The organism is Legionella navarrensis (assembly GCF_052527415.1).
On record NZ_JBNVZR010000005.1, the window covers coordinates 20906 to 45444 of the forward strand.

Below are 24539 nucleotides of genomic sequence, written 5' to 3' on the forward strand. Positions count from 1 at the left end.
CTATAATCCAATAAATAATCATGGTGCGCATTATACTTTCATAGCGCGGGCATTGCCTCTGCAGTACAAGGGTGGGGAAAAACGCGCTTATCCTGACATGATACCTAGAGAAATGAATGAGAGAAAAAACCGAAAAACACGCAACAAGAGTTGTTATTATCGGTGCAGGCGCTGCGGGGTTCAGTGCGGCGCTTGAGCTGGCTGATGAAGGGTATCAGGTAGAGCTGCTTGAAAAAGCAACCCTCGGTTCCGGTGCCAGTGGCAGAAATCCCGGCCGAATGGGGCATGGTTTCCATTTTGTGGATATCAATACGGCGCTGACATACCTGAGAGCAAGCATCGAGGTTCAAAGAACCTATCCGGGTTTTCTCGTGGGACAGGATCTCCCTTTTGACGCGCCGATCCGACATGGGCGCTACTTCATAACCAAAGATTCCGACGAACCTGCTGAGGTAATTCTTGCAACATACAGAGCCATCCAGTCCGAATATCAGCGCCTGGTTGATTTAGATCCCGACAACAAGGTATTCGGTGAACCCGGGCAGTTTTTCAGAATCCTGGACCCTTCTGAATATCAGGATGACGTTAATGTCGACTGTGTTGAAGCAGGTGTTGAAACCTGTGAACACCTGTTTGACTGGAGCGGGTTTTCAAAACACATCAGGGAAAAAATCCTCAATCACCCAAACATTCATTTGAGAGAACACACAGAAGTCACCGATATCTCAAGAAACGCGCCCGGCGACGCCCGTTTTACCGTAATGGCGAAATCGGCAGATGGTGAAGCAATTGCACTGAAAACGGATTACATTGTCAACTCTACCTGGCAGGACATTGAGCGATTAAATGATTCCGCTGGCTTTCGAATGATACCAGGAGAACGAACCAATCGCCTGAAAACGCTGTTGACGCTGGAGCTGCCAGAATCAATGGAAAACACGCATTCGATGTTTTTTTGTATGGGACTGCATTGCATGATCTCAAACCTTGGCAATCGCAAAGCCATGGCGACCTTTGCCAAAACCACGAATCTGGAGGCATCATCGGACATTTCCGTCAGTGAAAACGCAGAGCGCCTGCTGAATGGTGGCGTTACACCAGAAGAAAAAGCGACGTGGATGAGAGAAATGATCGATGGAATAAGTTACTACATCCCTAAAATAGCGGAAGCCAGGGCAATTGATTTAAAGTTCGGAATTGTTCAGACAGCTGGAAAATTATCACTGTCCGAATTAAACGATCCGACGCACGAGTTCCGTCAACGTGCAGAATCACGCATAAGAGCAGAGCAGATAGGCTTTATCTCCAATCCGTGCATGAAACTGTTTTATATGGTCAGAAATGGAAAAACTGTTTCTGAAATGATACCGGAACATCAACAGGCAACAGAGGTCATCTGCAGCTGTATGGATTTAATCAAAGAAAAAGCAGCTCAGCAGCGGATTCCGTTTGACGGCAGGATAGAGCGCAGTGTACTCGAAACACTGGAGCGCTATGAAAGCACCAGTCTTACGATGGAACATATGGATTCAATAGCCAATACCGTTATAAACACGATAAAAAACAAATCTTCTCTGCATTCATTCTGGGCAACCAGGGCGTCCTCGTCGAGCCAGCCAGAACCAGGTGAAAGGCCTTGTCTACCATAGGGCGAATAAAGAAAAACGCCATGGAGAACAGCATGAAAGATACACTGTATTGGAAAGAACGACAGTTTACGGATGACCTATTGAATTTACTGCCAACCGCAGTTTTCTGGAAAGACGTCAACAGTATTTTCCTTGGGTGCAACACGCAGTTTGCCAGACTGGCGGGGCTTACGTCTCCGCAGGAAATCATCGGAAAGACGGACTACGACCTGCCATGGGGAGCAGAGCTGGCGGATATGTTTATTAAAGATGACAAGGATGTACTTTTCCACGAAAAAGCAAAGACAAATATAGAAGAGGAACTCATCCTTGCCAATAAAAGTAAAATATTTCTTCTGACCAGTAAGGTTCCGTTGTTTTCATCCAGCGGACAGCTTATGGGAATTTTAGGTATTTTTCACGATATTACTGAAAGAAAAAATATGGAGATGTCACTTGTGCGGGCCAAGGAATTATCCGAAACCGCCAACAAAGCCAAAACCGAATTCCTCGCCAACATGCGGCACGATATCCGCACCCCTCTCTCCGGTATTGTTGGCTTTTCCGAAATTTTAAAACTGGAAGCTCAGGAGCCGCGTATCAAGGAATATGCAGATAATCTGATCGCCTCAAGTCATGCGCTTCTGACTTTGATGGATGAGGTGCTTGAAGCGGTTCGCGTCAGTTCAGGTGAAATTCCAATATTGAAACGAAAATTTAATATTGGCCAGACACTCAACCATATCATAGCCCTCTATGCTGCCCGGGCACGTGAAAAAAACCTTGATCTTACACTGTCACTGGATCCCAGATTACCTGATTACGCTATCGGCGATAAAATCCGCCTGCATCGTATCGTGCTGGAGCTGGTAGGCAACGCGCTTAATTTTACTGAAACAGGTTATGTCAGGGTTAACGCTTCGCTGGCAAAACATGAAAATAACCGACTGATTATCAAAATAACCATAAGCGATACTGGGATTGGCATCCCGAAAGACAAACAGCAGGAAATTTACCTTCAGTTTAAACGCCTGACGCCTTCCTATCAGGGCATTTACAAAGGAACGGGGCTTGGCTTGTTTGTTGTCAAACAGTTTATGGATGAACTGGGGGGCGAAATTTATGTCAACAGCGAGCCACACAAAGGCACCTGCTTCACCTGTCTCCTCCCCCTCCAGGAATCATTGCTGGATGACGATACAGGTGTGAGCAGCGACGATGTGCTGGCTACTGAAAAGCCCTGTTTAACTACGTTAAATCAATACAAAAGGGCTGTGGACTCTGAAAAGACCAGTGGAAATGCCACAACACGAGTACTGGTTGTAGAAGACAACGGCATTGCTCAAATGGCTGCGAAAACGCTGTTAACCGCCCTTTCCTGCCAGGTTGATATCGCCGCCAACGGCATGGACGCCCTCGCCTTGTGCAAAAAGCATCAATACGATTTGATTTTTATGGATATTGGTCTGGGAGAGGGTCTTGATGGTTATGAAGTTACCCATTATCTGCGCAGCATGCCAGAAACAAGGAATATACCCGTTATTGCCCTGACTGCTCATGGCGGAGAAGAAAACAAACAACACTGCATTGAGGCTGGCATAGACGCAGTACTCACCAAACCACTCACCTATGCTCATGCCAGCGATATGTTGTCAACCTTTATTCCAGCCCGTAGCGTAGCACAGGCTGGTCAGCAAAAAACCGATCGGCTCGATTTACCGGACAGCGATGCCGAATTATTCCAACTGGGTCAATTTGCTCTTCTTGACAGCAGGCAGGCGTTAAAAAACTGTGGCAACAAAGCCATGGTCATTGAGCTCTTATCCATGATGGTTAACCAGGAAATGCCCAGAGATCTGGCAGCGATGAAACAGGCGTATGCAAGGAAAGACTACGACAGCGTTGAAAAAACAGCGCATAAAATCAAGAGCGGAGCGGTCTACGTTGGAACAACCCGCATGAAATATGCCTGCCAGTACCTGGAGCGCTATTGGAAAAGCGGGGAACGTGAACTGCTTGATGCCCTGTATCATCAGGCCATTTCAGTTATCGAGGAAACGTGCCTGTATGTTAGCGCCTGGCTGGCGAAAGAGTAAGGGGCTGGGTTGAAGACTTAAAACAATTCTTATGCCTCTAATTAAGTCCATATTGAATTAACTTTCATCATAATTATTCTGACAAGCAGTAGGTTGGGCCTTGGCCCAACGGCCTAATGGCACTACCTTAAGGATAAAAACCTATCCTCCAACGTCCCGGGACTTGTTCGCGGGATCCAGAAATCTACGCACAGAGCAAGGTTCATGGATCCCGCGAACAAGTCGCGGGACGTAGGTTTGGTAAAATTTTATCCAAAATTACTTAAGGTAGTGCCATTGGGCCAAGGCCCAACTAAGTCCCAAAATCATGGCTGAGGTTTTGGCAGGGACGCTTTGTATTCCTCAATAATCCCCCGGAGAGTCCGATTGGGAACCAGAATATCAGCAATTGTCTAAGTTTTTTCTGTTTTTTTGGTCAGCATAGGGCGTGTTTCGACTTTAAACTGGAATTTGATTGTCACCTGACGACATTCTTCACCAGCGCGTCAGTGATGTACCTTTTTTATGACACATAGTCAAAGGTAAGCAGGAGGGGTTGCCCCCCTCCGTCTAATCAGAAAGGATTATTGCTGATTGAGGTGGATGTATCGCAGCTGGGGGACATGCCTGTCTTCTGTATTTTTAAAAAAGAAAGGCCCGGTATACCATGGCTGGGTTGAGCAGACATCACCATTGCCGGCTCTGATAACTGGGGCCGATCAAGCAGAACAGGCTCCATTTGCGCATAACTCCCTCGAAGAGAATTTTCCTTAGGTAATGCCAAAGGCAGCTCCTGTAGATGCGTTTCAAGGCCGGCGCATTGTGATGCGCCGGGCGTTTCTACCTTTTTGAGCGCCCCAATGATATCGATTTCCGGCCTGGGTATTTTTGGTATTGATAGGTCGGCCGTAAACATAGAAAGGAAGGACAAAGTCATGTCTTGTGCAATCCATTGAGAATAGGCAGTAAATCTTGCCTGCATAACCTTGAGACTGGCAAGGGTTCCTCGTCTATCCGAGGTGGGAAACCAGCCGCGTTTTACTGCAAAAAATCTGCCAAGTGGGGTCGATGAATCGAGAGCAGCGCTTATCACGCCCCCTTTGAACGAGGCGTTTAGCCAGCTAATCGCTTCCAAAACAAGCTCTTTGTTGTTACCAGTCCTGGCAAGACGCGCGATTTTGCTGTCGTTCAATTTGGCAGACAGTAAGCGGGCAAGCAGCTTTTGCCCCGGTGCTGGCGTGTTTTGGGAAGATGGTGACCTGCTGGCAGATAAGTGTTCCAGGGCTTTCTCTGCAGTTGGTTTCCTGGGTTCTGTCTGCGTATAACGGTTGAACAAGGCGCGGGCGCTATCAAAAATCGACATGATAATTTACCTCTAAAAACGTGAACTGCAATCTTTTCTGTGTCAATTATATACAATTTGTTATTGTATTTTATACCGTATTTTTTACGGTATAATATAGTTGACTTTGCTTCCGTGTCGTAGAAAAGAGGTATGGAATAACGTGAAAAAAATTGCTGTTTTTGGTTCTGGACCCGTTGGTCTTTTTCTCGCCAATTGTCTTAAAAAGCTGGGGCTTTCTCCAACAATACACGATCTTCGCGCTGGCCATTATGTACGCCCAGGCCATTTAACCAGAGAAAGCATTGACTACGCAGAAGCAGGATTAGGCTGCGACTTCTGGAATGATTCCAGCATGAAGCCACATATTAAAAAAGTCGAAAAAATATTATATGACATGGCAGTTGAATCCGGTATAACCATTGAAAAAAGCGAATTTGTGCGCTTTGAGGAACAGGCAGATTCAACAGGCGTAATAATTCGGGACGCAAATGGCAATGAGTCGTTTTTTGCCTGCAATTATGCGTTCGACTGCACAGGTGCAAAGCGTGCACTGATGAAGGCAGCAAATCAAATCAGAACACCGCAACCGTTTCAATTCAAGCGCGTTGTTGAGCGCATGCCTGTTAAAATGCATTTCATTGCCTACGTAAGCATGACCGACTCAGAGTATCAGCTCTATGAACAAATGTACAAAAAAACAAGAAGCTGTATTCCCGATTTTGTTAAATACATTGGCTACATGGAACGTCTGCGAGAATATGGCTGGAATGAATGCAAATTGCCATACATTTATCACAAAAAATTTGGTAAAAAAATATGTTTTTATCTTGAGGCGCCCAAAGACCTGCCTGAGGAAAAACATGAAGGATGGGTGTCGCTCGTTATTGCTGCCGTAACGAATCATGATGGAATCACCTATACCCGATTGCATAAAACACCTCCCAATAAAACCGATTTTCAGGCATTTAAAGTCATTCCAGAATTTTCGGACTGTTTTGTGTATTGCAGCCCGGGCTTACCTGTCATTATTCCCATGGGCGATGCGCAACTGACGTTTCATCATGAAATAGGATATGGCTTTGAAACTGGCGTTGAAAGAGCCCGCTGGCTTTTATCCTGCATCTCAAAACAGGAAAATGGTGAATTTGTTTTTGATGAAAGTAAATATATACCAACCATGACCTGGCTGACTCAGGAATACCGGACCTTAATAAACGATTATTATGAAGATAAATTATCTGCATTTCAGAGCTTTGCGGATGAAGTTGTTTTGACCTGCAAAAAAGCCTTGTCTATGCCATCGCCCATTCCCTCACAGACCTCAACCAGCAGAGACCGTTATCAGGAGTTACTGGAAGATGCGACCAGGCGTCAGCGAGAATATCCTGATTATCAATTCAAGCCCTGAATTCATTTCCGGAATTAAAATCTGCCACTTGCCGGCAGAGATTTTCAAAAAAAATATCGCATAAGAAAGACTGCGGTATATACAACGAACCAGCCCTGCTCTGCAGAATCTCAGCTTATCCGTTGTTTCTCCAGCCAGACGTTAATATGCTGGCAGGTTTCATCAATCACTGAAATTTCCTGACGATAGAAGTGACCTATAATTAAACATATGCACAATAGCTTTTATCATGGTGAAGGATGGATAAATTCATTGATAGATTTGATGCGGGTATTTTTTTAGCAGAAAATCTAAAAGAGTATGCAAATAAGCCGAATGTTATTATTTTGGCTTTGCCGCGGGGAGGCGTGCCTGTGGCTTATGAGATAGCCACGGCACTATCTGTGCCTCTGGATGTCTTTATTGTTCGCAAATTAGGACTTCCAGGACATGAAGAACTTGCCTTAGGTGCTATTGCTTCAGGGGATACGATTTTTTTTAATGAACCCCTGATGAGTCAATTAAATATTAATCGCCTGTCAATACAGCATGTAGTAGAGAAGGAACAAGAAGAGTTGCTGCGCCGAGAGCATTTATATCGTGGTAATAGATTCTTCCCAAACCTTAAAGAAAAAACAATCATATTGGTAGATGATGGAATTGCCACAGGATCTACAATGAAGGCAGCGATTAAAGCTCTCCGCAAACACAATCCAGCATCAATTGTTATCGCTGTTCCTGTTGCCGCCTACTCAACTTGTGAAGAATTAGCTCCTTTGGTTGACAAGATTGTCTGCCCATTAAAACCAATCGATTTTTATGCGGTAGGTTTATGGTATGAACAATTTCCCCAAACCTCTGATAATGAGGTCATTGAATTACTAAAAAAATCCCTTTCCAATTCCAGGTGAATTATGTCCCATTTTATTTTAAATACAGAGCGCGCATTACAATTCCGAGTGGTAATGAACAACTAGAGCATTTTCTTAAAATTCTACGCTTACAAAGAGCTATTGGTGTAATTTATCGGCCTGAAACAGAGCGTTTTAGCCATTATTTCTTTACTCATTTACCCTGTCAATTTGATAGCATCATTCATTTTGACAGAACAAATGCGCTGCAATCTCTTGATGAATAATATCAAATTGAACAAATTAGAATGATTTGTGTGTGTTTTTATGAGAGATCTTGAAGATATCGCGAAGTCCGAGCGAAAAAAATGCAAAATAAGAAGAAAATACTTAAAAAAGACATAAAAAAAACAATATGTTATTACCTCTATACGGGACAAAAATTCATGCCGACACCCCAAGGGGTGGGCTCAGCCTCAGCAAGTTAACAACCGCGTGATGCAAAGCCCTCTTGGCATTAAGCGCAACATCGCGCAGTAAATCAAGGCCATAGCGAAACAAACTGATCGCCTTCCTTCCATGCTTTTTGATAGTTATGGGTCTTTGCCCATGCCTCCACTCCCCGGTTTTGTATGCCCAATGCCAAATTGCTCCATAAACCGCTTGAGCAGCGCGATGCGCTCGGTTGTATTGCTGTTGCCACGTTTGGGCAACAAGTCCCAGAACAACGGGATGGTAATCCCCTTGTACACTACTGAGAGCATCAGGATATTGATATCCTGTTTTCCCCACTGCCAATTGGTTCTGTCCAGACTGAGAAAGAGCGGTGTGTTTCCAAAATCGAAAAAAATAATCACCCATGCTGCCAGTGCCGAATCGGTCAGCGCAAACTCCCTGAAAAAACGTTTGATCCGTCTGTAACAAGACGCTGTTGTGGCATTACTTTCAAAGCCACAAGCAAGTCTGGTCAAATTAACTGTCCTGACTTTGAACAACGAAACCAGCATCCCTGCAAAACAGGCCATTCTGGCCTTGTTCCAGCCGAAATACCGGTTTAACATATTTCTCAGCTCGTTAACATCCATGACATTCAGCCCTTTCTTTGGTCGGAAAAAGCATTAATTTGCCATGGGTTAGCGAGCTACTTCAAGTTTTTGTCCCGTGTAGAGAAAATTTTGACAATAAGGTTATCCAATGAAAAACAAAAAATTAATCAGCTTTATTTTATTCGCTCTATCTTCCTTCGCATATGCAACCTCGGAAATTTATAGCATGGATTTTACAGTTCATTTTAATACAGGTAATACTTATGAGGTATCAATTAAAGGTAACTCTTTAGCCTGGACCGGTGTAGCGGGCGAAGACAAAGATATGAAAGAGACTGTCACCATTAAACATATGACACTTTCAAAAAATATTGAAGTGTTTCAATGGAAAGAGAAGAGAGGATACTTTGACACCTTCATTGTAGATACTCGCAACAAAACTGCGATTACTTCCACCAAAAACGCTAAGAACGAAGATTGGTTAGTGAAGGGGAAGATTACTAATCTAAAATAAACAGGTATATTGCAATTGGTGTGGTTTGGGCTCAAAAATGGCTGCAAAGATTGATTAAAGTGCTTGTTATATCGGACGTCACTTTCAAATCCACAAGCAGGCCTGGTCAAATTAACTATTCTTACTTTGAACAACGAAACCAGCATCCATCACATTCAGCCCTGTCTTTGGTCGGAAAAAGTATGAATTTTCCATGAGTTAGCGAGCTACCTCAAGTTTTTGTCCCATACAGACAAATTAGTAAACAAAAAATTCATATTGGAACGCTTGGATCGGTTCCAGTGTTCTGGTTAAATCTACGCTCATAAGTTAAACCAGAGACGAAGTTTCATTAATCAATGAGCTACTTCAAATTGTTGTCTCGTACAAAGCTCAATTATACGCTTAACAACTTTTTTGTTATGGAATAGAGGAAGAGGCCGTTGCGCATAGGGAGTGGGGCAAAAGATTAGCTAATAATTCGAGGTGGTGTTCATTTTCATGAGAAAAAAATTGTCGATAGACTACCCCAAAATAAACTCGAATCTGTTGCTGTAATTCATTACATAATAATGACACGCACAGTAAGGGATCAACGGATGAATCTTTTGCAGAAAAGTTTTCAATAGAAAATACTGGACGCTTTATGGGATAAAAAATATCTCTCAAAGTATCGATAGACACTTCACCTTCTTTTATTTTGTTGAGAGTTAATAATGATTCCAACAAATTTATCAATGTATATTTACTCCGGGCTTCTGGTTGGTTTTCCAGCTGGTTAAATACATCGATTTCTGTTATCAGCTTTCTGCTAAACTCCTGCAGGATCGTTTTTAATTTCTCCTCACCAAGAAGCTTGATATTTGTCAGAGTGGACTTACTTGATAATGCTTTGTCAACCAATAAAAAAGATGGTTTAAAATGTTGTTCATGAAACACCGACTGTCGTCGCCACGTCAAACAAAATGTATGCAAATTACTTCCATAAATCATAGCGAAATGTGGATATTGACTGGCATGATAACGCATTGATCCAGCAGTGGATACAGCGGCCTTATGTGGCTTTACAACAAAAGTTTTTCCAACAGGAGTGAATAGTACCGGTTTATAACCAGATTTTTTGCTGCTTTCAAATCGATATGTCTCATGGGCATAAAAACACTTGGTCATAGATGTATTTGAATCGACACCAAGTTGATCTATTTTTTTTTGAAAACTGCTGCTCTCTGACGAAAATTCAGGAAGATCAACTCCCAATTTATCCATGCGTCTTTTGTCTGTCTTATTTGAAAGGTTTTCATATAAATCAAAGCGTTGATCGCATAAAATTCCTTGCATACCAACGCGCGAAAATAAATCAAATCCATGAGCATGCAAATGCTCACTAAGTACACGCCCATGAGTATCAGGATATAGATGAAGACGTAGTTCTAAATTTGGACGAGGGATAAACGTTTTGTTTGATGATAAATCGGCTCGCTCTTTCAATGGAATGTTATAACCACCAAAACTGATAAGAGGGATTTTTAAAAAACCAATCGGATGCTCACCTGTTCGACTTACAACATCAGCAAGCCAACTCTGATCAGACAAAATGCCTGTAATTAGTTTTGCCTGACCAGCCAACGAAGACAAGCTGCTAAAACAAGGAGTCATCAGTTGCTCCACCAGAATTTCTCTTGTGACATTATCGTGAACAGGATGTAGCAGATCTTCCACATAACTTCGCAAAATATCTATTCGTTGCATTAAAATCAATACCAAAGAATAAAAATCTGGTGCCTGTGGATCAGCGTCGATGAACTGATCCAAAACTGACATCATTTGCTGGTAGTAATCATTAACCTGTTCTATGGTGGCCAGTGAGCACCCGGATTGAAATAATGTTTGTTGAAAAAGCTGACTTGGCATGGTAAAAACTCTAAAAGATCCTCAGTGATAAACGAATACGAGGGAATAAATTTCTTTGTACGGGACAAAAAATTTGAAGTAGCTCATTGATTAATAGACAATCCGTGCGTTTCTGTTCAAGGAAAAGGCATGGAGTCATGGAAATCAACGAGCTGAGCGCTATATTAAACGGATATTTTGGTTGGAACAAGGCAAAAATGACCTGTTTCGCTTGTATTCTGGTTTCTTTATTCAAAGTAAGGACAGTAAATTTAAGCGAACTGGCCTTTGGCTTTGAAAGTGAGGCCACAATAGAATCGCGCTACAAACGTATCAAGCGATTTTTCAGGGATTTCACAATATGTTTCACTGTTCTGTCCGGATGGGTGATGACTTTTTTGATTTTACCCAGACGCCGCTGCATCTCAGTATAGACAGAACCAATTGGCAGTGGGGAAAGCAGGATATCAATATATTAATGCTTTCCATTGCCTACAAAGGAATAGCAATCCCTCTCATGTGGGATTTGCTGCCCAAGCGCGGGAACAGCAACACCACAGAGCGTATAGCCTTACTTAAGCGTTTTATAGAGAAATTTGGCAAGGAATAAATCGCCTGCCTGCTGGCCGACCGGGAGTTTGTTGGAAATGAATGGTTCTCATGGTTACGTAGTGAAGGTATCTCATTTTGCATTCGAATCAAAAGCAACACTCAAACCAGCAACAGCTTTGGGCTTGACGTAAATGTAGATGCTCTTTTCTACGATCTGAAGCCTGGTGAACAACGACAATTGAGTGGTGAGCGCAGGCTTTGGAAACAAAAAATCTGGTTGAGTGCACTTCGACTTACAGATGGTGAATTACTGATTGTCGCAACAGACAAAGAAGTTGATTCACCTATCGAACTATATAGCCGGCGTTGGGAAATAGAAACGCTGTTTTCCTGCCTGAAGTCGTGCGGTTTTAACTTTGAGGACACGCCCTGGTGATTAACACCCTTTGCGGCGAACAATGTTAAAAAAATGTCCAAAAAAAAGAGCCTGATTTAAACCAGGCTTAAACAGAGTTTAACGTGGACCGGTGCTAAATGAACACTCAGATTCACTTGATGAACTTGATGAACTTGATGAACTTGATGAACTTGATGAACTTGATGAACTTGATGGGCTTGATGAACTTGATGAACTTGAAGAGACATCACTGCCAAAAAATGAAAAACCACTGCTTTTCCTGGGTGCATCAATATGCTCTGCAATTGTTTGATATAATTTTATTTTTTTACAAAGCTTGGCAATTGTTTTATTGTTTTCTCGCAAATCAACTATGTTTTTACAAAATTCTCCGGGCAATTGATCGATCAACTTACAAAAATTATCGGGTGATATTTTTTTCATTTCACGATCAAACATGCCTTGTAATCTGGTAATTTTTGAAGCAAGTTCGACTGGCATCTTGCTTGCAACAGGTAAAATGGCTGCCTGCATTTTGAGCAATATTTCAGGATCATCTTTTTTATAAAAATTGCATTCGAAACAGACCTGAACATTTTTCAAATACGTTTCCAAATCGGAAGCAGAATCCGGATTATATGAGTACAACAAACAATCCAGGACATTAGTTGGAGAGAAGAGATATCCCTGCTCATCCCCGTATTTAACCGCCAATATCCTGTCTGCAATATACAAATCTATCAGACTGGAAAAGGCCTGTTTATTGTTTTTCTGTGCCAGAAATTTAAGAGCCGCCAATGCATTCTGCAATGATTTTTCTTTCTCTTTATGAATTGTTGGTGGTATTTCTTCCTGACTCCCGGATGGCGAGCTCTTCGCATTAAATTCCGCCAATATTTCTTGCATAATGTCGTTACCAGGATGACTGGCACAGAGCGCAATGATCTTTTGTCTCATTTCCTCAGAATGTGCTTCTTTCGTCGCTTGAAGAGATAACTCATATTGTTTCAGATATTGCGCTATAATTTTTTTTGCACGCGCCGATAAAGCAGCATCATTATTGTCCTGCATGAAGCTTTTTATTTTCTCATCTGAAACCAAATGATGACGCTTTAAAAATTTATTAACTGTCATGATGCATTTCCTTCTACTGATAAATTAAGGTAACTACTCACATCATCTCAAACACCGTGCTGACTTACTTCATTGAGAGACTCGCGAATGATAAGTAAATATAAAAAAAAATCAATCCGTAAAATTACGAAACTAGAGTCTTTTTTAATGAATATTTTGTATAAATTAGAACAATCATCTCTTCACAGAATCAAAATTTTTGTCTGTATTGGGCTCCTGGGGGGTAAGTGGACGGCCAACCGACTTAACAGGATATCCGAAAAGGAGCGATTTCAGACATCCTGTTATTATGAAGCCCAAAAGTATGTAATTTTATTTCGCACACGTATTGTTATTCGCACATGATTTTCGAACGGAATGTCACTCATGTTAAGTGATTTTGTTATTTTCGCATCAAACCTCTTGTAGGTGCCCCTGATACTCATCCAGACATTGATGTGTCATCGAGGGGCTAGTTCGGTAATACCCCAGGGTACAAAAAAAGTGATGACAGCCCAACGTGAGCAAGGTTCGCCAATGTGGGTTTCATCAATTTGGATAACACCATGCCATGCCGGAAAAAATGAACATTGCTCACTAAAAACCGCTTTAAAATTACTTGAAATAAAAAAACCGTCTTTCCCTCTTCATGTTGCCACGACGATTTTTTTCACGCAATTTAAAATCAATGACATCTTTTACTGCAACCGGAGGTGAAAGAAAATCAAAAAATCGCGCTATTGCCGGGTCGATCTTTTGTCTGTTAACCGGGAATGGCGTTTGATAAAGGGGTTTGAAATCCTCACGACCGAAAACGCACGCTAAGTTAAAATTAAGCGTCAATTAAAATCAATATGGTTTACCAATGTATCTAAGCCAGACTATACGAATTGAAATCAACATATTGTAAGATTGTCGTAGTGATATTTTGAGATATTTCCTACATAAACAAAATCCTCTTACGGTTTGCTGAAAACCAGCCCGCTGATAATCTATCATTACGAGGCGTGCAATTGAGAAGAAATCAAGGATGATAATTTTGCCATAGATGGCTATTCTCAATTCCGCACTCGACCAACTTCATACATAGTTCAAATCACATTTTGACCTGCAAAAAAGCCTTGTCTATACCATCGCTAATTCTCACACAGACCTCAACCAGCAGAGACCGTTATCAGGAGTTACTGGAAGATGCGACCAGGTGTCAGCGAGAATATCCTGATTATCAATTCACGCCCTGAATTCATTTCCGGAATTAAAATTTGCCACTTGCCGGCAGAGATTTTCAAAAAAAATATCGCATAAGAAAGACTGCGGTATATACAACGAACCAGCCCTGCTCTGCAGAATCTCAGCTTATCCGTTGTTTCTCCAGCCAGACGTTAATATGCTGGCAGGTTTCATCAATCACTGAAATTTCCTGGCGATACAGGGCATCAAATAATTCGCGCCGCCCTGTTTTCCAGTAGCGCTCTACATACTGGCATTGGGAAGCAGAAGGCCAGGGGAAGGCAGACTGACGTCTTGCAGTGTTGGCTGTGGCTGTGCAGGTCTGGCCGTCTGGGGCGGCGGACGGGGCGGTGCCAGCCTGGATTCAGAACCAGACTTTCTTCAGCAGAGCTTCATGTGGTGGTCGAGGTAAATATTTGTACGCGTTTAAGATTTCGTAATTGCCATAAGCACATTACAATCAAACAAATAACTACGAGGCTTATGGTAAGGAGGGCTGGAGAAATCGAACTATGTGTCCTTTTTAAGAGCACCAGCGACAGTAATGGCGCCAATCCTGCGGAAAGACTGGCCGCAGTAGAATATAAAACGGACAAAACAGTACATCGTAAATTTATGGGGAACATCTCAGTTAACATGACAGGTACTGTTGCATAATAAGCCGCAGCGGGAATAGATATTAATGACTGCATTAAAACGAATTCACCAAACGTGCCATAAGATAAGAGATAGAACAAGGGTTGAGATAGAACAAGGAATCCAATACTTGAGTAAAAAACGATTTTTTCTCTATTAATTTTATCTGACAGCCTTCCAATAAATGGAAATACAGCAAGCAACACCAGTAGAGAAATGATGTTGGAAATGAGAATTTGATGGTCGCTGAAGCTACCATAAATTTGGGCCTGCACAGGACCATATATATAAATCTGAAACGTGGTGGTAACACCCAGACAGCTCAGAACAAAAACATACAGAGATTTTAATTTATTACCAGCAATATACTGAAAAGACTGGACAAATAGTTTACTGATCCTGGGCTTTGGACTGTTCGCATAGTAAGTCACAAACTCCATACTTTCCGGGACGCATAATCGCACATATAAACCGACAGACGAGCCCGCTAATGCTAAAACAAATGGCACACGCCAGATTGCCCATTCAAGATCAGGGTATTTTTGTATAAATAAAGCGACAATCAGAGCAATAATTGATGCCAGTAAAAAACCTGACATTGCTCCAAAAGAGGCCCAGCTTCCAGAAAAGCCCCTGTTCGACTCATCTGAATTTTCGACTAAATAAGCAGATGAGTTAAGATATTCAGAGCCACAGGAAAAGCTTTGAACAATACGTAAAATCAGTAAGGCAGATATAGAAGCAATGCCTGCTGAACTGGCTGGAGGAACAAATCCGATTAAAGTTGTCGCTATTCCCATACTGAGAATTGAGGCCGCCAAGGTAATTTTACGGCCATAACCATCCGAAAAAAGACCCAGAACCATGGCGCCAATCGGTCGTGCAAGATATCCTGCGAAGAAAGTAGCAAAAACAACAGACAACCCCTGGGCTTCATTCCCAATCAGATAACGGGCGAGATACATTGATAGCAGACCACATATCGCCATATCAAAGGTTTCTATCAGATTTCCCAGCATGCCAGCTGCGATTATGCGAACACGATGCCTCATAGCCTACACTCTGCTCTGTAGTTCGGCTGCGGTGGTATACGTACTTTCATCTTGTACTCGATCAGTGAACAATAAACCATCCAGATGATCTATCTCGTGCTGGAGTATACGCGCTTCAAGCCCACTGGCACGCTTACTGAAAAATCTACCAGCCAAATCGTAGCCGGAGTATTCAATATCCAGCGATCTAGGGACCTCGGCTCGCAGATCGCCACAATTCAGACAACCCTCATAACCAATTTGAATTTCATCCGAGAGAGCTTTTAACGATGGGTTGATCAGTACTGTATCTGGAACCGGTTCTTCAATTTTCCTGCTTTTGGTGTAGGAGGTTCCAAAAACAATGACTCTTTTTTGCACACCAATCTGAGGTGCAGCGACTCCTACAGCACATTTTTCTTTCATAATACGAAGTAAGTTGTCCGCCAGTTCTCGTAACCACGAGCTTCCAAATTCAGACTCCAGAACAAGGGCAGCTTTTTCTTTCAGCAATGGATTATCTTTTTCAAGTAGTTTTTGCATTTCAAGCTGTTCTATCATATGCCCCCCCGGGAAGTAATGAGTTTCAAATCAGGTTTTTTAGCAGAGAGTATCTGCTTTCTGTCTGGTAAAGGTACTGCTTTTGTAATATTTTGCAAACAAAAACGACCAATATTTATTAGGTTTACGATATTGGCTTCGGCGTTAGATTTTATATGTTCTTTGTTTGATCGGAATGCAAACGAATAAATAACTTTGTACTCATCGTATAAATCAGGCATGGAAAGTCCCATCATTAAATTTGGGATGACTTGTTTGTAGCGATATATTTCATCACAGCAATCTGAGTACAAATCGCTCCACCATTGTGCTTTACCTTTCTGAAAAAAATCTTCGCGAAATATACTATCTTTATGCCATATGTTCTGCTCGATTAAATTGTATTCAATAGATGGGCAGGAAGATAAAAAAAACAATTCATTTTTATTGTTTAAAAGAACGATCGAGATATAATCCAGCTCCATTAAACCCAACACATCTCCAAAAATTTTTCTGATTTTGCGATAATGTTCGTAAAGAAAAACTTTCGCATGGGAGTGTAATGTAACTCGCAAATCGTTTACATCCATATATATTCCACAAATTTTACATGATTTTTTTCTGGTATTTTTCTTCAATAAAAGAAATAGAACCGATCGCCAGTTTAATGATTTTATGCAAATTTTCTTTTGATGTATCAATTTCCCGAACCTGTCTGATCAATCCCAAGACAAAATCAGCATAATCATTTGTATCGCCCACTTCTTCCTGATAAATTTGGTGGCTCATTTTTAAAATATAATGCAGTAAATCATCGTCAATTTTCTCGATAACCGGTGTACAGTCTTCCCCAAAAAGCAGCCAGCCTGGTGAAACACCTAGATATTTTGCGATATTTTTGATTTTTTCGTAATCAGGTAGAGCATCACCTCGAACATAGCGCCGACAGATTTGCTCAGAGGCACCTGCAAACTGAGATAGCATTTCCACGCAAATACCACTTGATGAACGCGTAGCTACATAACCTTTGGATTTCATAGCGTCAATCAGACGGGTTGAAAACTCTTTATATTTTCCGGTTGCCATTATGAGTATTTCTTGCATCATGTCTCACTGGTGCCAACAATACCATATAAATCTAATGCATTCAAATTTATAATAAATATTAATATTTATTTCATATTCAGCCATAATCGAAACTAATATTAACATTGCATTAGTATTTGTTTCGATTATAATTGCCACAGCTTAATGTTGACTAAATTAGTTAAGGTTAACCACGATCCTTTTTTTATTTGAGTATATGGAGTAATTGCATGGTCTGTATGATGGAGTTTACAGGTGAACAATTTCAATTCAAAGGAGACAACCAAAAAATTATGATCGATATGCTGCTACAACTCGATGAATTTGATCTGAACAGACTGGCGTTAGCCCTCAACGTTTCGATAGATCAGATTGAAGAGATCTATAATGACACAAATTATCTTGATGATCAGCAGACTGAAAATCTGGCTCAGATTTTTTTGCGCTTAATAGGCAGAACATTTTTTCATAAATTTTCTATTACTCGCCACTTTCGCCAGCCCTGAGAGTTTTTTGATGGTTATGACCGGTCACCATCCGAAAAGATGTAACCAAGGCTAAAGGACATTATGATTATATATTGGAGTCTACTGCAGGCTATGGACATACGGTTTTTTGGAAAAATACTAACGATTATTTGAATGCAAGGGGGTAAACAGTGTCAATAAAACGTATTAGCGCTCTTTTTTTAGGAGTTACTCTAACTCCACTAGCGTTAGCACTTCCTCCGGAAGTGATTGGATCTTGTAAAAATAATAAAGCATCAAGGTCTATAGTAACAATTTCATCAATACCAAGCCCGCTTGGCATGCAAGATGATAATGTTGAACCAGGATGTGTAGACCACTTTGAAAATACAACCAGTAATTTTATTTATGGATTCATAACCTGCAATAATAATGTCAATTTGATAATAAAAAACTCAAAATACGATACTGAATTAGCAGAGAATCATTCAGTTAATCCTAATATCGGGCCCGGTGGGGAGCTATCTGTTACTGCAAGTTGGTGGAAAATAGAATTTAATGATGCTGCATATCTATGTATTGATAATCCATTATCTTCTTCAGGACAAGCTGGAAACGTTTCTCAATATTACATCGTTGAAAATGCATTTAACTCAAGTACCCCGATTATTCATTACTACTTTTTTGACAAAGAAATCACACCGATTGATTCAATTAACTAAGCCTCTAAGAGAATCTTCTTAGCCAGAATTAAATAAAATGATAATTTTGGCTATAAATTGATTTTAAATTTAATGGCAAAAGCACGTTAAAGAGATTCATATTTTTTTCACCACGACAATATATTTTAAGGTTGAATATGGTGATAAAATAATTGCGAAATTTAATCCAATTTAGATAACGAATTAACAATGGCCATTATTAGTGGTCTACATAGAAAATCAAAAGATAAAATCAAAATTGAAATCCATTCTTAAGTTCTGACTAAAATTAACGAATACTGCAAGTGGGCAAACATTGTTGATATAGGTTTTTTTCTTGAAGAGGCGGCTCAACTTGTCTTCACAAAGGACAAAGATTGGAAGCAGGCTTTAAAGAATCAAAAAAATTCCATGAAAGAAAACGCATAATCTATGGAGATTACGGCTGATACGCAAATCAAGAATGAGTTCATCAGCTCTGAATTTAACTTTTTACTTGGTGATAAATGAGGCTTTTTGCTTTGATCATTCAATCCATCGATCCCAGCCTCTAAATATCGTCTGTACCACTTCCTCAGGGTAGGACGAGAAATACCGCATTTACGGCAAACATATCCTGCATCTTTAGTTTCCAGATAAAGATTTACCCAAGTGAATCTAGCTTTAATTTGCTGTTTCATAAGACGGACAAATCTATCAATTAATTGAAACGATGTCTATGAATCACACACTTATGGACTTTTGGGCTTTAGTATCTCAGTAGTTCTATCTGTATTAGCAGTACCTAATATTTTTTTCGCTGTTTGCCAAAGTCCCAAGAGACTACATAAAGGGACTTTATTCATTTTTTTACTTATGGAGTAAGCGTCTCGATTTTTCCCCATATATGTTACTTTACAGCTATCATCTGCGCCCGCTTGTAATAAATAATCCGCAATAACATCCCTTCCTTGCTCAGCAGCTCTCATTAAGGGAGTAAAACCACGAGGACAGATCTTATTAATATCAACTCCGTGCTCTACGAGATCTTGAACCAAATCGAAATCATTATGATAAATTGCATATGTTAATGGCGTGAAAAAATCTGAATAAATATAACCACCACAAATTCTTTCTCGCTCAATGCTTTGATGAGGTTTAAATCCAGCTGCAGTTAATTTATTGATACTTGTAGTAGAAAGATCTTCTATTTGCATTTTCATCCCCTTAAACTTGTTATTTTTTCGTCACGAACATAATGCGGCCAAGATGTTTGAAATTTGCCATTTTTATGAATTGGAAAATACAAATTTTTGGTATTATTTTGCTGTGAATTGTAGTGGCTCCAGCAATCAATTGATTTCAAGAAATTTTTTACCATCACAACGTAACTTACCTGTTGGTGACAGGTGTCTATATAATGTTTGTTTGGTGATTCCAGGCTCCTCGCATAAAGCGACCGATTTTAGTCTCAACTTATCCTAAAGATACCATTGCAAGTCTAAGTTTTGCCTGGGTCATTTTATCTGGACGTAAATCCCTTCAGGTCTGATTATCACAGTAATCAGACCTAACTTTATTAAATATTACGACCTTTTCTTTTAGGGATCCCCTGTCAACTAATTAATCAATTCTCTTTATGTAACGCTGTAATAACAGCAGCAGGATTGCTTGCAATAACAGTCAAATAAGCTCTAGCAGATGATTCCGGAGTTCGTTCGCCCCGCTCCCATTTTTCTAATGTTCGCACGCTGAACCCAAACTCTTCACAAAATTTCTGGCGGCTCATGTGCATATTTTTTCGAATGGCCATAACATCTACCTGAGCAGGAACTAATACGTCATGTGCAACCGCGCCTTTTTTGTTTCCTTTGGCGTACTCAAGAGCCTCCATTGCTCCACGCAATAAACTTTCACCTAAATCACTCATGATCCGTCTCCCCATAAGCCTTAACAATAGATTTAATAATGGTTTTCAATATATTTTTCTCACTATCGGAAATATTTTCCTTTTGATTCTTTCCGTAAGCCGTAAATAAAAAAATGGGCATATTTTGGTTATGGTAATAATAGATAACTCTAGAACCACCACTCTTACCCTGATTAATATCAGCTGTCCATCGAATTTTCCTTGCTCCACCAGTTCCAGATATAAGAGCACCCTCTGTAGGATTTTGAGCAATATAGCTTATAAAATCCTCCCTGCTCTTTTTATCCATACAAGATTCCGCCTGCTTTAAATATTCCGCAGTTTCCACCACAACCTGTAATTTTTTTATTTTTTTCATAGTAGTATTATGACCCCATAGGGGTTATTTGTCAACCCTAATGGGGTTGGATATTAAGTTCCATTTTTAGCTCAAATGAGCATTGCAAAATGAATTTTTTGCCGATGGCTGTTTTAGGCATGGAGAAAATGCCGCGGAAGGATGGGCGGATTGTTCTGCATATTTTGTAGTGCGGTTTTTAATCAACCAAAATGACATCCTCTTATAGACAAAAGAGGATGTCAGGACTATTAAAAATTTCTTAATATCTACTAAACTAAAATAAACCATCTTATGAATTAAAATTTCCGTATGATAAATATAATCATTGATACAAATATTTACACGAAGAATCCGCGTCGAGATGACCTTGATTTTAATGCTTTGAATAAATTGGGTAAATCAAAAAAATGAAATTATATATACCTTATATAGTTTGCAGAGAATTTCAGAGTCAGCAGCGACTGAAATCAAAAAAAGCAATGGATTTAATTATTAATAACTTAGAGGGTTTAACACGCAATAATTTAATTTTTTCAACAAAGGATCTCATAGAGGAGATAAAAAATAAACTACACGATAATTATATAAATATATTAGAAGATTCAGAAGTCTTCTTTACCAAATGGGCGGCATCAATTAATGCAACGATTATTCATTTGTCCATCGAACAATCAAATAAGGCTTGGGATGCATATTTCATGGGGTTTCTTCCATTAAAGGAACCTAAGATAAGAAATGATATTCCTGATAGTTTTATTGTCCAATCTATTGAAGAAATTCTTCCGAAAATTAAGTTATTATATCTTGTTTGTGAAGATGGAAAGATAAAAGACACATATGTAGACAATGATAAAGTACGGGTATTTACATCATTAAACGAATTCATTAGTCTCGATGAGATTCAAGATGAATTAAAAAAATTAGATTTTATTGATCATCTTGAAATTATTCATGAACTAATAAAATTATATAATAATAAATCACATTACTTAGAGGTTTTTCTTGGGGAAAACCTTGGTGATAGATTAATAGGGGAGGTTATCGAACATCATACAATACCAGATGATAACAATGAGGCGACCATATCATCTTATGACAAAGGAAATATTGATATTAATATAGAAAAATTATCCTATTATGGTGATGGTATACTAGGCTTTAATTTTAGAGCAACATTTCAAGTATCTATTTATTTTTATATATTTAAAGCTGATTATTATGCCATGAACAATGCAACTAAATTCTCTGTAACTGATCACAGTGATCATTATTATGAAGCAGAAAGTGAATGTGAAGTTCTAATTGAAGGTACTATAGGGATAAAATTCGATTATAAGAATTTTAGTCCTGATAACATAGAAGAGATAAAAATAAATGATGGAATAGAAGCATATATTTTAAATGAAATAAAAATTGATATTGACACTATAAATTTTATTGGATGGTAAAATCTCCACGTTTTTAGTGCAATAAAATAAAATGAAAAATACGTAACATGAAAATTTCTGTATGCCATCCAGCATGGGCGAGTGTTTCAGCTCGCAATCACAAATCACTTCTCCCATAATTATCGTATTTTTCTAGTCCAAAATAACTGCGAATTTAAATCGATTGCGACACACATTAATCGCCACTATAAAATTATTAGCCTAGATTAATTGCGAATGAGCCCACATTATTTGCTTCTTTAATTTCACTTACTAGCGCGCAAACCAAGAAGTTCTATATAATAAAAAATTAAAAAGCTCTAAAACACATATCTAAATGGAACATTGAGTTGAGTAGTATTGACGCCTACCAATTTATTTGTGTTTTTTCTTTTAATTTTGAATCTCGATGCAGAATTCCAATTAATTGACCAACAGAAGTTGGTATTGCATGACCTAGATAGCTCCATTGATTATTAAGTGTATCAAACCATTTTTGACCAATAAAGTCGGTTATATTAGAATCTAAGTCAGGTGATACAATGCCAGTAGAAATAGTTTTAGCAAGATCTGACGTTCCGATACTTATTCTAATGCAACCCATAGCCGCTAAATGTTCAAAATCAAGAGATGTTGCATTATCAATATTTCCATCATCAATTAAGGGGTTGATATTTTTCTGCCACCACTTGTTAATGTAATCTTTTGCGTCAGTTGGTTCTGTAACATTATTTTTTTGTAATGGCCTTATACTATAAATCGTAGAGAGAACTGACAAGATTCTAATTTGTCGACTTGATAATGAGATTATAACGGAGCAAGCAGCAGATCCAGCTAGGGCAATCATATCGTCAGCATTTGCAGTAAGCCTTTGAGCAATTAACTCAGATAATAGTTCATGCCGGTCATCATCGTCTGTTGTTGCAGAATCAACCATTGCTGTTTTAATTAATAACGCACTACCAGGATGATTCAGCGCTTTCTCAAAAATTTCAGATTTATCAGCAGGAATTTCTTTTTCTAAACGTTCTACTCTTTGTGCTAGCCGAGTTACAAAATTTTCCAAATTTCTCTTAGCAGCGGCTTGCATTTCAGGCGATTGTGCCGTCACTAAATCAATAAGCCATTTAACGCCATTTGATGAGATTTCTTTTATGAAGCTCCCCGCCGCACCACCTACAGCACTACTGATAATTAAAGTTGTAGTTGGATCCATAGTATCTCCATAAATTGACTTGTATTAGATGAAAATTAATTTCAATATATTAAACTATTTGGGGTCAATCAAATCCATGTATGTTGAGAAAAAAATCATGTGTTAGACCTCAAACAAAGATTCTACTGTAGTTTGCATCTCATCCTGGCTCGGTTTGGCATAACGAAAAATTTCCTTAATTGAAACATTACCACTCAGCTCCTGTGCAAAATGTACCCCATGCTTGTTCGTTACTTTTTTCAAAAAAGTATGTCGCAATTTATGGGGTGTAAACTCAAATTGCTCATGCTCCGGCAGAAATGCCAAAACTTGCTGTAAAACACGCTGGCAAATCCGGTAAATGTTACGAGTGTTAATTCTATTACCTGCCCGGTTTACAAACAACGGCTCGTCTGATCCAGTAGTACGACTGGCGAGATACGCATCCAGATGCTCACGGGCTTCCTGCGGCAGGGGTATTTTATTGGTGACGCGTTTACTCTTGTGGCGCACTACGGATTGCAAGCCCTTTGAATGATACTGATGCACATTCAATGTCACCAGCTCGGATTCTCGCAAGCCGGTTCCGAGAAGAACATAAAAGACCGCCGTTTCCAGTAACGCATTCTGGTTTTTGCGGGTACATATTTTTGCCCGCTGCTCGCAGGCCGCTTTCAAGCGCATAATTTGCCTGGACGTAAGGCCATTCCATTCCGGCGCCTCCGTCTGTAAATCCTTAACGCCTGCCAAAGGATTGCCAGCGATCAAGGGGCGTTGCTGATGCAGCCATCGACCAACATGCCGAATGGTGGCCATGGTTCGGTTGATTGACGTGGCCTTATACGCTTTCCCGGTTTTCTCAGAGACAGTATTACAAAGGGATCGTTGAAATTGTTTGCTCACAGCTGGCGTCCAGTTATCAACCTGGTCGTGCCCTACCCCGCTCTGAAAAAAATTCAGGAATTTGGCGAGATCATTTTTTTTTGCCTGCTCTGTTTTTTCAGGCGCACCCAGGACATGAACCTGATAATAAAATGACAACCAGGCTGAAAGTGAGTTGGTATCAAAATGAACATCCAGGGGATGAAAAATCTTATCTACCTCAAACTTCCGATTTTTGTCATTTTTGGCGGCCAATGGATTCAAGGGCTTCTCCGTGAGCATTTTTCCCATTATACCCTGTTTGAGATAGATAAGGTA

At 40.0% G+C, this 24539-nt stretch carries 21 protein-coding genes and 3 pseudogenes; 10 read left to right on the top strand and 14 right to left on the bottom strand.

Annotated features, from left to right (window positions below; translation table 11 throughout):
• Positions 1 to 116: 116 nt before the first annotated feature.
• Both ACQUTA_RS04565 and ACQUTA_RS04570 read left to right on the top strand, forming a co-directional pair.
• Positions 117 to 1649 carry an FAD-dependent oxidoreductase gene (locus tag ACQUTA_RS04565; RefSeq protein WP_444987029.1) on the top strand — a complete coding sequence of 511 codons (1533 nt, stop codon included), beginning with the start codon at positions 117 to 119 and terminating at the stop codon, positions 1647 to 1649.
• A 32-nt stretch (positions 1650 to 1681) separates the two neighbouring features.
• The gene (locus ACQUTA_RS04570) at positions 1682 to 3724 is read left to right on the top strand and encodes an ATP-binding protein (protein ID WP_444987030.1); all 2043 of its coding nucleotides are present in this window, start codon (positions 1682 to 1684) and stop codon (positions 3722 to 3724) included.
• A 553-nt stretch (positions 3725 to 4277) separates the two neighbouring features.
• On the opposite strand, the gene ACQUTA_RS04575 is transcribed toward ACQUTA_RS04570, so the two are convergent.
• On the bottom strand, positions 4278 to 5066 hold the full coding sequence (locus tag ACQUTA_RS04575) for a hypothetical protein (RefSeq protein WP_444987031.1): 789 nt from the start codon (positions 5064 to 5066) through the stop codon (positions 4278 to 4280).
• 142 nt (positions 5067 to 5208) lie between these two features.
• Here ACQUTA_RS04575 and ACQUTA_RS04580 point away from each other — a divergent pair, with 142 nt between their 5' ends.
• The 3 genes from ACQUTA_RS04580 (at position 5209) to ACQUTA_RS04590 (ending at position 7573) form a co-directional block, all read left to right on the top strand.
• Positions 5209 to 6456 (top strand): hypothetical protein, encoded by a 1248-nt coding sequence (locus tag ACQUTA_RS04580; protein ID WP_444987032.1) that lies wholly within the window; start codon positions 5209 to 5211, stop codon positions 6454 to 6456.
• A gap of 239 nt (positions 6457 to 6695) precedes the next feature.
• Entirely contained in the window at positions 6696 to 7346 is a 651-nt protein-coding gene (locus ACQUTA_RS04585) for a phosphoribosyltransferase (protein ID WP_444987033.1), read from the top strand.
• On the top strand, positions 7343 to 7573 hold the full coding sequence (locus ACQUTA_RS04590; RefSeq protein WP_444987034.1) for an erythromycin esterase family protein: 231 nt from the start codon (positions 7343 to 7345) through the stop codon (positions 7571 to 7573). Before ACQUTA_RS04585 ends, ACQUTA_RS04590 begins: the two co-directional genes overlap by 4 nt.
• 354 nt (positions 7574 to 7927) lie before the next feature.
• Here ACQUTA_RS04590 and ACQUTA_RS04595 read toward each other — a convergent pair.
• Positions 7928 to 8371: pseudogene (locus tag ACQUTA_RS04595) on the bottom strand (IS4 family transposase); the annotation flags it as partial.
• Positions 8372 to 8480: 109 nt separating this feature from the next.
• Here ACQUTA_RS04595 and ACQUTA_RS04600 point away from each other — a divergent pair.
• A complete protein-coding gene (locus tag ACQUTA_RS04600) occupies positions 8481 to 8846 on the top strand; it encodes a hypothetical protein (RefSeq protein ID WP_444987035.1) in 366 nt (121 codons plus the stop codon).
• Positions 8847 to 9245: 399 nt separating this feature from the next.
• Here ACQUTA_RS04600 and ACQUTA_RS04605 read toward each other — a convergent pair whose 3' ends face one another.
• A complete protein-coding gene (locus ACQUTA_RS04605; RefSeq protein ID WP_444987036.1) occupies positions 9246 to 10736 on the bottom strand; it encodes a hypothetical protein in 1491 nt (496 codons plus the stop codon).
• A 137-nt stretch (positions 10737 to 10873) separates the two neighbouring features.
• Here ACQUTA_RS04605 and ACQUTA_RS04610 point away from each other — a divergent pair.
• Positions 10874 to 11694: pseudogene (locus ACQUTA_RS04610) on the top strand (IS4 family transposase); the annotation flags it as partial.
• 87 nt (positions 11695 to 11781) lie between these two features.
• Here ACQUTA_RS04610 and ACQUTA_RS04615 read toward each other — a convergent pair.
• The 5 genes from ACQUTA_RS04615 to ACQUTA_RS04635 all read right to left on the bottom strand — a co-directional run bounded on the left by ACQUTA_RS04615 (position 11782) and on the right by ACQUTA_RS04635 (position 17300).
• Complete coding sequence (locus tag ACQUTA_RS04615; protein ID WP_444987037.1) at positions 11782 to 12798, bottom strand: hypothetical protein; 1017 nt, start codon at positions 12796 to 12798, stop codon at positions 11782 to 11784.
• Positions 12799 to 14399: 1601 nt separating this feature from the next.
• Positions 14400 to 15695 (bottom strand): MFS transporter, encoded by a 1296-nt coding sequence (locus ACQUTA_RS04620; RefSeq protein ID WP_444987038.1) that lies wholly within the window; start codon positions 15693 to 15695, stop codon positions 14400 to 14402.
• A gap of 3 nt (positions 15696 to 15698) precedes the next feature.
• Positions 15699 to 16235: a peptide deformylase gene (locus ACQUTA_RS04625; RefSeq protein ID WP_444987039.1), complete on the bottom strand. Its 537-nt coding sequence runs from the start codon at positions 16233 to 16235 to the stop codon at positions 15699 to 15701.
• Positions 16232 to 16804, bottom strand: a complete 573-nt coding sequence (locus ACQUTA_RS04630) for a flagellar biosynthesis protein FlgJ (protein WP_444987040.1) — start codon at positions 16802 to 16804, stop codon at positions 16232 to 16234. Before ACQUTA_RS04630 ends, ACQUTA_RS04625 begins: the two co-directional genes overlap by 4 nt.
• 16 nt (positions 16805 to 16820) lie before the next feature.
• Entirely contained in the window at positions 16821 to 17300 is a 480-nt protein-coding gene (locus ACQUTA_RS04635; RefSeq protein ID WP_444987148.1) for a helix-turn-helix domain-containing protein, read from the bottom strand.
• Between the two features lie 239 nt (positions 17301 to 17539).
• Between ACQUTA_RS04635 and ACQUTA_RS04640 the strand changes: the two genes are divergently transcribed.
• Positions 17540 to 17806 (top strand): hypothetical protein, encoded by a 267-nt coding sequence (locus ACQUTA_RS04640; RefSeq protein WP_444987041.1) that lies wholly within the window; start codon positions 17540 to 17542, stop codon positions 17804 to 17806.
• A gap of 152 nt (positions 17807 to 17958) precedes the next feature.
• Positions 17959 to 18489 (top strand): hypothetical protein, encoded by a 531-nt coding sequence (locus tag ACQUTA_RS04645; protein ID WP_444987042.1) that lies wholly within the window; start codon positions 17959 to 17961, stop codon positions 18487 to 18489.
• A gap of 414 nt (positions 18490 to 18903) precedes the next feature.
• On the opposite strand, the pseudogene ACQUTA_RS04650 reads toward ACQUTA_RS04645, so the two are convergent.
• The 4 genes and pseudogenes from ACQUTA_RS04650 to ACQUTA_RS04665 all read right to left on the bottom strand — a co-directional run.
• Positions 18904 to 19148, bottom strand: a pseudogene (locus ACQUTA_RS04650) (helix-turn-helix domain-containing protein); the annotation flags it as partial.
• Between the two features lie 51 nt (positions 19149 to 19199).
• On the bottom strand, positions 19200 to 19664 hold the full coding sequence (locus ACQUTA_RS04655; protein WP_444987043.1) for an ankyrin repeat domain-containing protein: 465 nt from the start codon (positions 19662 to 19664) through the stop codon (positions 19200 to 19202).
• Between the two features lie 410 nt (positions 19665 to 20074).
• Positions 20075 to 20377 carry a helix-turn-helix domain-containing protein gene (locus tag ACQUTA_RS04660; RefSeq protein WP_444987044.1) on the bottom strand — a complete coding sequence of 101 codons (303 nt, stop codon included), beginning with the start codon at positions 20375 to 20377 and terminating at the stop codon, positions 20075 to 20077.
• Positions 20370 to 20735 (bottom strand): type II toxin-antitoxin system RelE/ParE family toxin, encoded by a 366-nt coding sequence (locus ACQUTA_RS04665; RefSeq protein ID WP_444987045.1) that lies wholly within the window; start codon positions 20733 to 20735, stop codon positions 20370 to 20372. The genes ACQUTA_RS04660 and ACQUTA_RS04665 overlap by 8 nt, the downstream gene beginning before the upstream one ends.
• Before the next feature lie 389 nt (positions 20736 to 21124).
• On the opposite strand from ACQUTA_RS04665, the gene ACQUTA_RS04670 reads away from it, so the two are divergent.
• Positions 21125 to 22165 carry a PIN domain-containing protein gene (locus tag ACQUTA_RS04670; RefSeq protein WP_444987046.1) on the top strand — a complete coding sequence of 347 codons (1041 nt, stop codon included), beginning with the start codon at positions 21125 to 21127 and terminating at the stop codon, positions 22163 to 22165.
• Between the two features lie 346 nt (positions 22166 to 22511).
• On the opposite strand, the gene ACQUTA_RS04675 is transcribed toward ACQUTA_RS04670, so the two are convergent.
• Positions 22512 to 23360 carry an LPO_1073/Vpar_1526 family protein gene (locus tag ACQUTA_RS04675; protein ID WP_444987047.1) on the bottom strand — a complete coding sequence of 283 codons (849 nt, stop codon included), beginning with the start codon at positions 23358 to 23360 and terminating at the stop codon, positions 22512 to 22514.
• 102 nt (positions 23361 to 23462) lie between these two features.
• Entirely contained in the window at positions 23463 to 24485 is a 1023-nt protein-coding gene (locus tag ACQUTA_RS04680; RefSeq protein WP_444987048.1) for a tyrosine-type recombinase/integrase, read from the bottom strand.
• Between the last annotated feature and the right edge of the window lie 54 nt (positions 24486 to 24539).

Coding starts and splice junctions, on each gene's coding strand:
- ACQUTA_RS04635 (WP_444987148.1), bottom strand. CDS start 17,300: ATGGCAACCGGAAAATATAAAGAGTTTTCAACCCGTCTGATTGACGCT.
- ACQUTA_RS04585 (WP_444987033.1), top strand. CDS start 6,696: ATGGATAAATTCATTGATAGATTTGATGCGGGTATTTTTTTAGCAGAA.
- ACQUTA_RS04565 (WP_444987029.1), top strand. CDS start 117: ATGAGAGAAAAAACCGAAAAACACGCAACAAGAGTTGTTATTATCGGT.
- ACQUTA_RS04675 (WP_444987047.1), bottom strand. CDS start 23,360: ATGGATCCAACTACAACTTTAATTATCAGTAGTGCTGTAGGTGGTGCG.
- ACQUTA_RS04670 (WP_444987046.1), top strand. CDS start 21,125: ATGAAATTATATATACCTTATATAGTTTGCAGAGAATTTCAGAGTCAG.
- ACQUTA_RS04655 (WP_444987043.1), bottom strand. CDS start 19,664: ATGCAAATAGAAGATCTTTCTACTACAAGTATCAATAAATTAACTGCA.
- ACQUTA_RS04620 (WP_444987038.1), bottom strand. CDS start 15,695: ATGAGGCATCGTGTTCGCATAATCGCAGCTGGCATGCTGGGAAATCTG.
- ACQUTA_RS04630 (WP_444987040.1), bottom strand. CDS start 16,804: ATGGATGTAAACGATTTGCGAGTTACATTACACTCCCATGCGAAAGTT.
- ACQUTA_RS04605 (WP_444987036.1), bottom strand. CDS start 10,736: ATGCCAAGTCAGCTTTTTCAACAAACATTATTTCAATCCGGGTGCTCA.
- ACQUTA_RS04600 (WP_444987035.1), top strand. CDS start 8,481: ATGAAAAACAAAAAATTAATCAGCTTTATTTTATTCGCTCTATCTTCC.
- ACQUTA_RS04575 (WP_444987031.1), bottom strand. CDS start 5,066: ATGTCGATTTTTGATAGCGCCCGCGCCTTGTTCAACCGTTATACGCAG.
- ACQUTA_RS04665 (WP_444987045.1), bottom strand. CDS start 20,735: ATGAAAAAAATAAAAAAATTACAGGTTGTGGTGGAAACTGCGGAATAT.
- ACQUTA_RS04640 (WP_444987041.1), top strand. CDS start 17,540: ATGATGGAGTTTACAGGTGAACAATTTCAATTCAAAGGAGACAACCAA.
- ACQUTA_RS04660 (WP_444987044.1), bottom strand. CDS start 20,377: ATGAGTGATTTAGGTGAAAGTTTATTGCGTGGAGCAATGGAGGCTCTT.
- ACQUTA_RS04615 (WP_444987037.1), bottom strand. CDS start 12,798: ATGACAGTTAATAAATTTTTAAAGCGTCATCATTTGGTTTCAGATGAG.
- ACQUTA_RS04625 (WP_444987039.1), bottom strand. CDS start 16,235: ATGATAGAACAGCTTGAAATGCAAAAACTACTTGAAAAAGATAATCCA.
- ACQUTA_RS04570 (WP_444987030.1), top strand. CDS start 1,682: ATGAAAGATACACTGTATTGGAAAGAACGACAGTTTACGGATGACCTA.